Source organism: Streptomyces sp. NPDC006450, from assembly GCF_040612195.1.
In the GTDB taxonomy this organism is placed as follows: Bacteria; Actinomycetota; Actinomycetes; order Streptomycetales; family Streptomycetaceae; genus Streptomyces.
In genome coordinates, this window is sequence record NZ_JBEXPT010000282.1 from 1 (window position 1) to 1,066 (window position 1,066).

At 72.4% G+C, this 1,066-nt stretch carries 2 protein-coding genes and 1 pseudogene; all 3 read right to left on the reverse strand.

Features of this window, described 5'->3' with window-relative positions; genetic code table 11:
• A pseudogene (locus tag ABZY57_RS32810) lies at positions 1 to 299 on the reverse strand (hypothetical protein); the annotation flags it as partial.
• 139 nt (positions 300 to 438) lie between these two features.
• Entirely contained in the window at positions 439 to 843 is a 405-nt protein-coding gene (locus ABZY57_RS32815; RefSeq protein WP_356518208.1) for an ATP-binding protein, read from the reverse strand.
• The coding region (locus ABZY57_RS32820; protein ID WP_356518210.1) for a hypothetical protein at positions 809 to 1,066 on the reverse strand (258 nt) is incomplete at its 5' end. The genes ABZY57_RS32815 and ABZY57_RS32820, both read right to left, overlap by 35 nt.

A 1,066-nucleotide genomic window follows, 5' to 3' on the forward strand; every position in this document is an offset into this window, starting at 1 on the left:
GTGAGCGTCGCCCCCGCGGGCTGTCCTCCGGGGACCCCGTCCAGCACCGCGGCGGACAGCCAGCAGCCGACCGGGACCTGGACCAGTACGGGATGCAGTGGATGTCCGAGCTGCTTGCCGCGCAGGACGTCGCGTACCGCGCCCAGCGGGAGGGCGCGGATCTTCCGCTGGAGCGCACGGACGGTCCGATCCGCGCCGGAGGTCTGCTCGAGGGTGTCGAGGGCCTTCAGCCACCCCTCGGCCACCGTGGCGAGGGGCTGCCCGGGCCCCGGCCGCACGGAATCGATCCGCAGGTTCATACGAGTCGCCGCCCTCCGTCGTCCTCGCGGGCGGCTCCGTTCCCTCCGGCCCGCAGTCCTCTGTACGCCCCCTCGCTCACGTCCGGCGCCTACCCGGCGGGGCCGTACGCACACACGGGCCGACGCGGCCCCGTGGAGATCACTCCGGCGGGAACAGCCGGACACCGGTGTGGATGGTCTTGCCGTCCGGCCGGTGTCTGATCTGCACCTCGCTGCCGAGCTGATGGACCAGGGCCCAGCCCCATCCACCGCCGCCCTCCAGATCGGGCGCCCTCAGCCGCGGCTCCGCCTGGCTGTAGTCGGTGACGTCGATGGCGATCTCGTCGGGTTCCAGTTCGAGGTCCAGTACGCAGCCGTCCTGCGTGTGACGGATCGCGTTGGTGACGAGTTCGCTGACGAGCAACAACGTCGTGTCCCTCACCTCGGGGGCCACGAAGCGGCCGCCGCGCGAGGCGTCGTCGAAAAAGTGCCGGGTGAGTTCGCGTGCGGTGGCGGCCGCGGCCGTGCCGTCAAGATCGCTGTGCTGTCTCAGTTGGAGAGTCATCCCCGCTCCCGCGGCCTCCGGTCTCGCTCCCCCGGGTCCGACCGCCGGAGTCGACGGTGACGACCGCCCGGGGAGGGGTGGTGTCCGCATCGGTGCGCGTACCCATTTCGTGCCGGTTCACCACATTCGGCGACCGCCCCACGTCCATGCCCCACGCGCGCTCCTCGGCAGCGCTCGCGTCGACGTCCCGCCGGAGCAGCCCGGCCATCGCGTCGCGGTCCGC

Coding starts and splice junctions, on each gene's coding strand:
- ABZY57_RS32815 (WP_356518208.1), bottom strand. CDS start 843: ATGACTCTCCAACTGAGACAGCACAGCGATCTTGACGGCACGGCCGCG.